Annotated in this window: 5 protein-coding genes; all 5 read left to right on the plus strand. The window is 36.3% G+C overall.

Annotation, left to right across the window (positions count from 1 at the left end):
* The coding region (locus tag AC1DCY_RS25875; RefSeq protein WP_477355195.1) for an InlB B-repeat-containing protein at positions 1–2,065 on the plus strand (2,065 nt) is incomplete at its 5' end.
* Positions 2,066–3,640: 1,575 nt separating this feature from the next.
* Positions 3,641–4,408 (plus strand): WxL domain-containing protein, encoded by a 768-nt coding sequence (locus tag AC1DCY_RS25880; RefSeq protein ID WP_477355198.1) that lies wholly within the window; start codon positions 3,641–3,643, stop codon positions 4,406–4,408.
* Between the two features lie 20 nt (positions 4,409–4,428).
* The gene (locus tag AC1DCY_RS25885) at positions 4,429–5,202 is read left to right on the plus strand and encodes a WxL domain-containing protein (RefSeq protein WP_477355201.1); all 774 of its coding nucleotides are present in this window, start codon (positions 4,429–4,431) and stop codon (positions 5,200–5,202) included.
* Between the two features lie 186 nt (positions 5,203–5,388).
* On the plus strand, positions 5,389–6,423 hold the full coding sequence (locus AC1DCY_RS25890; RefSeq protein ID WP_477355204.1) for a WxLIP family cell surface protein: 1,035 nt from the start codon (positions 5,389–5,391) through the stop codon (positions 6,421–6,423).
* Between the two features lie 414 nt (positions 6,424–6,837).
* Positions 6,838–9,756: a hypothetical protein gene (locus tag AC1DCY_RS25895; protein WP_477355207.1), complete on the plus strand. Its 2,919-nt coding sequence runs from the start codon at positions 6,838–6,840 to the stop codon at positions 9,754–9,756.
* The last annotated feature ends 1,024 nt before the right edge of the window (positions 9,757–10,780 follow it).

Below are 10,780 nucleotides of genomic sequence, written 5' to 3' on the forward strand. Positions count from 1 at the left end.
AGGAGAGTACGCATTTTCAGGTAATCAATTAACAAGTATAGAAATCCCACCAAAGGTGACAACAATAGAAAAAAACGCATTTTATAGTAATAAATTAACAAGTGTAAAATTCCCATCAAGCGTGGCCACGATAGGAGAATGGGCATTTGCTAGTAATCGATTAACAAGTGTAGAAATCCCACCAACTGTGACAACAATAAAAAACGACGCATTTTTTTCCAATCCATTAGATGTTGTAACCTTTAATGGAGAACGTAAATTCAAATGGGATGAAGAGAATTATCCTTTTGGTCCGTATAAGGAGAATGAGAAATATTACCACGGGTGGTTCGAAGATCAAGATTATACGAAACAATGGGATTACTCTGTAACTAAACCAATGACTATTTATTCTAAGTGGAGGATGTATGTCAAGTTTGATGTCAATGGAGGAAGCGAAGTTCCAACTCAACCGGTAGTATATGGAGAATTAGTAACAGCCCCTAAAGCTCCAGAAAAAGAAGGCTACACATTTGAAGGTTGGTATAAAGACAAAGAGCTAACAAAAGCATGGAGTTTCGAGCAAGATGTAGTGAAAAGAGATATCACGCTATATGCTAAATGGTCGAACGCAAGTTCAAGCTATACGGTTACGTTCGATACTAATGGAGGAAGCGAAATTTCATCACAAACAGTGGGATATAATGAATTAGTGAATGCACCATCCACTCCAGTAAAAGAAGGGTACACATTTGAAGGTTGGTATAAAGATAAAGGGTTGACAGAAGCATGGAATTTCGATCAAGATGTAGTGAAAAAAGATATCACACTATATGCCAAATGGATGAAAGCAAGCTACATTGTTACGTTTGATGTCAATGGTGGAAGTGAAGTTCCATCTCAAACAGTAGGATATAATAAATTAGTGAAAGCACCGGTTGCTCCAACTAAGGCAGGCTATTCATTCAACGGCTGGCACAAAGATAACGAATTGACAATACCATGGGATTTTGCAAAAGATGTCGTAACAAAAAACGTTACGTTATATGCAAAATGGACAAAGGATAACACATCTGGCGGAGGTTCGGGAGAATCTGGTGGAGGCTCAGGAGGATCTGGCGGAGGTTCGTCCAACTATAAAATTACCTTTGACTCCAATGGTGGAAGTGAAGTGCCGTCCCAAACAGTCGGCTATAACGATCTCGTGAAAGTCCCAACTATTCCATTGAAAGAAGGCTATCAATTTGATGGCTGGTATAAGGATGTAGAGCTTAAAAATGTATGGGACTTTGCGAAAGATAAAGTAACCACAGATATCACGTTGTATGCGAAGTGGACAAAGGACTATATGGTTACGTTTAATTCAAACGGAGGCAGTGAAATTTCATCGCAAACAGTGCCATATAAAGCTTTAGTGAAAGCCCCTTCTAATCCGAAGAAGGAAGGCTACCTATTTATCGGCTGGTATAAAGATGAAAAATTCATAAAAGCATGGGACTTTGCAAAAGATGTTGTTACAGAAGACCTGACACTATATGCTCGATGGATGGAGGATAGTAAGCGCTGTGACATTACTTTCGAGGATATTAATGGAAACTGGGCACAAGATATGATTAAAGAAGTTGCCAAGCGATGCATTATTATAGGTTATCCAGATGGCACTTTCCGACCAAATGATATGATTCAACGTCAACACGTGGTGCTTATGATTGATCGTGCGTTACAACCAGCATCAATTAGAGGGGCTGTATCCTTTTCGGATGTCCCTGAAAGCCATGTGAATTATGAACAAATTACCCGACTACAACGAGCGGGTATCGTGGACGGTTCAAATGGAGCGTTTCGACCAAACGCTTCTATAACACGTGCTGAAATGGCAAAAGTGATGGTGCTTGCATTTGGCTTAACGCCAGAAGGCAATAGTACATTTAAGGATGTCGATCCATCACACTGGGCAAGTGAATACATTGCCGCTTTGGCAGACCATAACATTGCACTAGGTGATGAAAACGGTCATTTTAGACCAAATGAAAACTTAACACGTGCAGAATTTACGGCGATTATGTACCGAGCACTTGGTTTATAAGTCTTACTATGAGAGATGTATCATAATTTGATACATCTCTTTTCTGATAAAATTTTAATATAAAAGTAGATTGTTTTTATGTGTATTTAATGGATCAGGAGAGGGCACTTAATGCTTAATAAGGAAGAGAAAAAATGAGGAGTAACTAATGATGGTACATTATGAAGAAGCCCAGAAGGTTTTTTATAAGCTTATAATATATATTTGATGGAATGTGGTAGGGGACATAGTTCTTCATTTTCTTTACACAGAGTTGGAAGAATATTTTTTTAAATGTATGCCTTGTATATAAGATGATTGGGGTGGAGGCTGGGCGACTTCTTGGAGATCAGTGATCTGACCTCCAAAATATGAACTTTTTTAAGCAGCTTTTTGATACTAAGACTTTGAAGTGAAGCGGCTCATAGGACACCCCAGGAAAGCGCCTAGTCGGAAAGGATTTCATATAGGATGTTAGCCGTTATCGCATTCATGCGATAACGGCTAACTGACCTTCATCGTTAAAAACGCCATGTCCTGTGGCATTACTGAAATGACTGACATCGTGTTGGCCCTTATGCATGCCTAAGCACAAGCCGATTTCGGACGCAATATTGCCGAGGTATCATTGATAGACAATTCTAAGGAAACACTATTCGCCCCCTAGAATATAAGGTTAAAAATAAAAATCATAATAATGCAAATAAATAGTTTATCAAAATATGTTCAAAAGTAAGCAAAGATTGATTTGCATCCTTTCCTGGGAAGTTTTACGCTTATTACGTCAATAATCGGCAATAGATAAAAGGAATCCTTTTTGATTTAATAATGGATATTTTTTAGAAAAGAAGTTAGAAATAGTTTCTGATAAACCGACTATTGCAAGTGATACAAGGGTTGGTAAAATCGTTATCTATAGTGTCATATTGTTACATAATATCCAAATGAATAGTAGTTTTCTATAGTATTCATTAAAAAATTTATTCAAATAGAATTCGGGTTTTAATAGAATTTATTTAATTCAAATTATGCTAAGAAAACAACAAAAGTTGATTTTTATTCTTTTGTAAGATGCGATAGAATCTGTAATTACTAGAGATGAAAAGTAAAAAAAGAAAAAATAGGTTTAAAGAAGTTCGAATTGAGGTATAGGTTAAGTGTAAAAAGTAAACAAACTTGTATTTGTGATAGTGGAAATAAGGTTTCTAAATATTTCTTTATCTCTAATGCTCTATCGCAAGCCCTTGATTCAGAAAAAATCCATAGTCTATGGACCAAGAAAAAATCCGAAAATTGAGAACTTGTAATATTTAAGAATACTATTTTTCTGGAGTGATATTTACCGTACCAGTATTTTATCTGATACGAAAATATAAAAAAATACAATGAGAAATGGGTAGATGTTTTAAAGGGAAGGAGGTCCTTTTTGGTTCTAAAATGTAATAATATTACAAATATAATAAAAAAAGGATTTCTCCGACTGTTAAGATCCACAACCAGTGATGTAACTAATTTTAGGATTGTTATTTACCGTATCAGTATTTTTATCTGACACGTAAATATAAAAAACACAAAAATGAGAGAGGAGGTTAGCTTATGAATAGCAAAATTATTCAAGTTGTAGCGATCGCCGCGGTACTAAGCGGGATAGTTATCTCACCATCATTTGCCTCAGCAGACGGTAACGGAATTACTTATGGATCTACGGGAACAGTGAAATTTAGTCCTGGTTCATATTCAACAGGTCCAGTAGATCCGGAAAATCCTGATCCAGAAAAGCCAGTGGATCCAGTAATTTCGCCTAACTCTGGAACTGGTAGCCCGCTAAGTATTGATTATGCATCCGAACTTGATTTTGATGCTATTGAAATTTCAAATAAAAATATGACTTACTTTGCGAATGCACTTGATTTACGTTCTGATGGGAAAAGTAGATATGTACCAAACTATGTCCAAATCTCAGATACTCGCGGAACAAATGCAGGCTGGACACTGACGGTTAAACAAGAAGGTCAGTTTTCTAATGTTATGACACAAAATAAACAACTAACTGGGTCGCAAATTAAATTTGTTAAGCCAATTGTCAATGGTAAAACAGAGGTGACACCGCCAACGGCTACGAAAGAAATTACGTTAGATCCAAATGGAGCTGAGTCAGTTATCATGTCAGCAAAGCCAAATGAGGGGGCCGGACTTTGGGTGAACTATTGGGGGACGGTAGATGAAATGACTGGTACCCAAGGTGAAAAAGTTCAAAAAAATAATGCGATTTCTCTTACTATTTTAGGGAAAACACCAAAAGATGCCGTTAAATACAGCGCAAAATTAACATGGAACTTATCGGATGTTCCAAGTAACAAATAATAAAAAAAGGATGATGAAAAATGAAGATTACTACTAATTTAAAAGCACTAGGCGTTGCAACAACAATGTTAACAGGTTTCGTATTGGGAGGAAGTGTAACTTCTTACGCAGCAGAAGATGAAGATAAAAAAAATGGTGGCGAGTATGAAAGTAAAGCGATTATCGAATTTAAATCAAGTGGTGAAACCACACCACCAGTAGATCCGGAAGAACCAGGTGAACCAGTAGACCCTACAGATCCAACTGAGCCAGGTGGTGAAGGTAAACCAAATCCAGGAACACCAGGTCCATTAAGTATTGACTATGCATCTAGCTTAACTTTTGGTGAGCAAAAAATAACTTCTACAGACCAAACTTACTTTGCAGCAGCACAAAAATTTAAAGGTCGTGAAGAAGGTCCGAACTATGTTCAAGTGACAGATAATCGTGGAACAGACGAAGGTTGGTCACTGCAAGTGACGCAAGATGGTCAATTCAAGACCGAGGCAGGTAAGGTACTAGATGGTGCTGAAATTACTTTTAATAATGCTTGGGTGAATACAGCTTCTTCATCGAAAAAACCATCTATTGTAAAAGAAAAATATACATTAACTCCAGGAAAAGCTGAAAATATGATGTCTGCTAAAGCAGGTGAAGGTAACGGCACTTTCGTTTTAGTATTTGGTAAAAAAGATGTAGCAGCAGAAAGTATTGAACTTAAAGTTCCAGGTAAAACTACAAAGTATGCAAACCAACAATATTCTACGTCATTCACATGGACACTGACTGATGTACCTGGACAAGATGGGAAATAAGAATTTTAGGTGGGTACTAAACAAGTAATAATTGTTTCTTAATATTATAGATAGATAGATAGATAGATAGATAGATAGATAGATAGATAGGTAAAACTCGTGTGGCTCCTATATTGCTAGAGGAGAGCATAACGGGTTTTACCATCAATAATTAGAGTATGTTAATAGTAAGGATGGTAGAAAATTATGCGGAAAAATACTTTATGGACCCTATTTGGAATATTGATAGTAAGCCTAGTATGTTTTACACCATTTGCCTCTGCATCGGAATTTAATTTTGGTGTATATACCGTCATTCCAGAGAATCAAATTGACAAACAAAAATCTTATTTTAATTTAAAGATGGAGCCTAGTCAAAAGCAAACATTAACGATTCAATTAAAAAATGATACGGAAGATGATGTTGTCATTGAACCTAAGATTCAATCAGCTACGACAAACCTTAATGGTGTTGTAGAGTATGGCCCTACAACAGCTGAACGTGATTCTACACTGCCTTATGAGTTAGCGGATCTAATTCAAACAGATAAGGAAATTACGATTCCAGCTAAAGGGAGTAAAGATCTACATTTAAATGTAACGATGCCAGAAGAGGAATTCGATGGGATATTAGCGGGCGGTATTACATTAGAAGAGAAGAAAGGATCGCCTGAAAAGACGAAGGACACAAATACAGGTTTAAGTATTGAAAATAAATATGCTTATGTAGTAGGAATTACTCTACAAGAGACGGATGAAATAGTGAAGCAAGATTTGAAATTACATGATGTTAAAGCTGGGCAAGTGAATGCACGCAATGTCATTAATGCTACGCTTCAGAATCCAACTGCAACGTATTTAAACAGCTTTGAAGTGGATGCGGAAGTGACGGAAAAAGGGAAAACAGAAGTGCTCTACAAATCGAAAAAACAAGACATGCAAGTAGCGCCGAATTCAAACTTTGATTATCCTATTCAACTGAATGGGGAAAAATTTAAATCTGGAAAATATACTTTACATGTAAAGGCTAAGTCTAGCAAAGAATCATGGGAATTCGAGAAAGATTTTACTATTGAAGGGGAAGAAGTGAAACAATTTAACGCAACAGATGTAACGATTGAAGATCCTAATTATCTAGCGTATATAGTAGGGTTACTAATTCTTATAGTAGCAGGATTACTATTGTATATATTTTATAGTAAGAAGATAGGAAAAGAACAAGAACAAGAATCAAATGATTAGTTGACGGAAAAAATAATCTTTTCTATCAGAAGTAGTGGATTATCTCCTATTATCCTATTTTGGTAAAATTTATATTTACTGAAATATGTTTACTCATTATAAAATCCCACGTGTTTCGACAAATAATTTTATCCACTTTTTTGAAAGATGCTGTTTTCAGCTAAGGGCTCTTGCTTTTGCACAGAAAACATTCGATCCGTGCAGGGTATCATCTGTTTCACTTTTTCCGCGGGAGGCATTGCCCTAAGCAAAGCGACAGAAGCACTGAGTCCTTCGCAAAATCAGTTAATAATAGATGTATATAAAATATTCAAAAACCTTTGATTGGGCATTAAGAAACTTGTAATTCCTAACAACATGCCTGATAAAAATAATCTAACTATCAAGAATATACGTAGTAAGGCAGGTGTAAAAGTGAAGAAATTAGCAGTGGTGATGATGGTCATTCTCCTCGTTTTTTCTGAGCTAAATGTATATGTGGCGGATACGTTTGTTGGTTATGAAAATCCAACAACTGAATGTGAAGAACAGGCAGAGTCCGTTGGGGAAGAAGAGTCAGCAATTACATGTGAGGAACAGGCAGAGTCCGAAAGTCAAGAAAATCTAACAACTGAAGGTGAAGAACACCTAGAGTCTGGGAATGAAGAAAATCCAATAACTGAAGGTGGGGAACAGCCAGAGTCTGAAAAAGAAGAAAATCCAACAACAGAAGGTGAAGAACGCCCAGAGTCTGGAAATGAAGAAAATCCAACAACAGAAGGTGAGGAACAGCCAGAGTCTGAAAAAGAAGAAAATCTAACACTTGCATGTGAGGAACAGCTAGATTCTGGAAGTGAAGAAAATACGGAAATTGAATGTGAGGAAGCGGAAGATACTGAAAAAGAAGAAAATCTAAAAATTAAATGTGAGGAGGGTGAATATTTAGGTAGTGAAGAAGAGCTAGTAATTGAAGGTGGAGAACAGCTGGAATCTAACATCGAAGAAGAGCTAGCAGCTAAAGATGAGGAACAGCTAGAGTCTAACATCGAAGAAGAGTTAGTAACTGAAAGTGAGCCAGGGTCTAACAGTAAAGAAAAATCAGCACCTAAATGTATTGCTCCCCGTGCTGCTCTAGGAAATTTGATATCTAGCGTTGGTCAAATTGGCAATATTGATTTTTCGATGTTGGATGATTCTCCGAATGAACTAGCAGGATTTACACAAATGACAAGAAATGAGGGGCTGGAATTTCCTGTGGGAGATAACGGCGGCAGAACTCATTACATGTATTTCGGGGACCTTTACAATAGACGGTCAGTAAACTCATTGAAAGATATGGGTTCTCATATTTATAAACATGATGACTGGGGCCGTCTGTTACCTAACATGAATACAACACTTCAAAGTTTAGTGAACGGAGATACGTATATAGAGGCGCAAAATTTTTCTCTAGCAACAGTTCTAGCTCAGGACCCCGATTTACCAGATGGTATTGTAACATATTATTTTAATGAAGGAAGACCGGCTTATCAAGCCAGCCTAAACCCAATAAATGCAGATGGTAATGGACTTGTGATTGCTCAAGGTGGAGAAGATGGTAGAGTAAGCTTCCAATCTACACGTATGCCACTTCTAAAGCTATATCAAAATGAAAAGACACATCAATTGATTGCTTATGCAGCTGTTATTAATGGTCGATATGTAGATGGGTATGTAAAAATCAAAATGAGTCTTGTGGATGAAAGAGCAGGGCGTATTAATGTCAGTATGAAATATTTGAAATTAAGCTCAGTTAACCCTTATACAAATTTGGGTTATTCAATTCATAAGAATATTGGACTGCGATCTTTTAGTAAAACTTTTTCACTAGGAAATAATGAAGGGGTCTATTTTCATGAGAAGGACATGGGAGACGGTCAAGATTATTTTCTTTATTTCTTACGTGAAGGTTATGCGAATAACCCAGCTGCCTTTCAAACAGCTAGTTTTCCGACAGTCAAACCATTCAACACCTATCACTACTTTAACCTCATGAATTCCCCAGGTGCTACTGATCCTGGTAAGGATGCTATGTATCCCCCCAACGATGGGCGTTCGGGCATGGCATTCAGATGGCAGATGAAACGTCAAATGCCAAACGAAATTAGAGAAGAGAATCTTGAGATTGCAATAACTAACAAATCGAATGTTGCGCCTGAGATTTGGTTAGACAATAATGGTGAATATACAGATAATGGTTATCGTATTGAAGGGAAATGGAAAGATAAAGACAGTGAGTATATTAGTCTTTATTATACGGTAGATGGCGGTAAGCCTAATAAGATCGGGGATTATGAAAATCCGAATTTCGATACAGATGTTTCGTGGGAGTATACGATTCTGAGTGATGAAATGCAAAAGGGATTTGATCATGATATTACTGTCTATGCGATAGACTCAGAGGGGTTACAATCTAATATTGAAAGTATAAAAATACGCCCAGAATTAACCATTAAAAATCTAGTGCTTGATAAAGATGGAAATGAACTAACAGAAATAGCACCAGGTGAAACATTATACTATAAGACTATAGTAGATTCCGGCTATAAAGATACAGCCACATATGCTCAAGGTATAATTATGCAAAAATATGATAATAAACATTTAAAACCACCAACTGACCTTAAAGTAATTAATGAAAACGGTGATGAAATCGGTACAGCAACATACAATGCTTCTTCAAATAGGATTGATGCAATCCTCGATCCAGCACCTCCTCTGCCTCGCTCTACGAAAATATACCTCACTTTTAATGCTGAAGTGAAAGAAGATGCGGCAGAAGAAGAATATGTTGTAAGCCAGGTGACAGCAATAGGGAGTTATAGTACAGGTGACACATTCAATAAGACAATAGATGAAGTGAAAATCATCATTACGGGTATGTTGAAATTCGTTTCGGTACCTCAAGAAATTGACTTTGGAGAAAAGCTGTCAATTTCACCTAAAAATAAAACGTATCATCCTATCAAATTGGACACGCCTTTAGCAGTAAAAGATAATCGTTCGCTATCGAAAAAACCTTCTTGGTCAATGACAGCTAAGCTGGATAAGCAGCTAACAGGGAAGAAGACGGGTTCTAGATTATTGGATAGCTTACATTATAACTATGGTGGAAATGTTTCAATCCTTACTGAAGATGCTTCCGTACAGATATATAAAAAGAAAACAACAAACAGTGAAGTAGTCAATATTTCTGACACATGGAATCCGGATGGGGATGGACTTTACTTAGACGTGAGAGCCGGGACCGCAAAGGCTGATGCTTATGAAGGAACAATCAGATGGGTACTTCAGGATGTACCGCCCAACCAATAAATCTAGTGAAGTTTTGAAAGCTAATAAAGAAGGTGTATGAGGTGTATCAAACATAAAGTTAAAACTAGGAAGTTACTCTTTAAATGATTCAGTTGTTTCAAGTACATTGCTAAAGCTATAAAAAACCACTATAGCAGGTTTTACCTTTCACTATGTCGTAAATCGGCTTCAGTAACAGGTAACCTCGATAATCTGATTCTTCTCTGAGTGCGTGCTGCTCACTTCGTCTTACTCATTTTTAGTAATCATTTGAACTTACCATGCTGTTTCACAAAGATAATATGTCAGATTTTTTATTTGTATAGCAGTGAATAGTTTCGCTACTCGTGTGGTATTTCTCAGCAAGATTTAAAATGTCTGTTCTTCCCATGCCTTTTTAGAAGTTTTAACTCTGCTCCAAGTAAACGGATATGAGCTTCGGCTTTTTCATTTATCGGGCGATTGCATTCTAAAAAGAAGGCTGGGACAGAACTGATTAAAACATCAGAAAAGCGAGAGAAATCAATTTTAAAAACGTTGATTTCTCACGCATTTCTAATGTATTTTTTTATTTTGCTTTAAAAAATAATTATGTTCCATCCTCTTTTTGTATAGAAAATATGATAAATTATATTTTGGATAACAATAAAACATTAAATTAACTTCAGATTGTGAGTCTATATTAAAAATGTTTTCTTAATCATTTATATAGGAAGTTTCTCGATGAAATGAAAAACTATCAATCTTTTTCAGAAAAAGTGTTGACCTTCATAGATTAAGGGTGTAGTATTATACAAGTCGCTAAGACATCTACTGAAAACAATTAAGTCGAATAAATTAGTTGTTGACATCGAGTTCGCGACATGTTATTATATGAAAGTTGCTGTTAAAGAAGCGGTAACGAAATGAACCTTGAAAACTGAACAAGCAAAACGTAATCAATAAAGTTTTTAGTAGCTAACCTTGAGTTAGTGAACGAAACAAAATTTTGGACATCAAACATGATGCCAGCAAAACAATTTGAGCTAATCAAATTTCTTTTATG

The sequence above is a fragment of the Lysinibacillus sp. 10T31 genome (assembly GCF_056394365.1).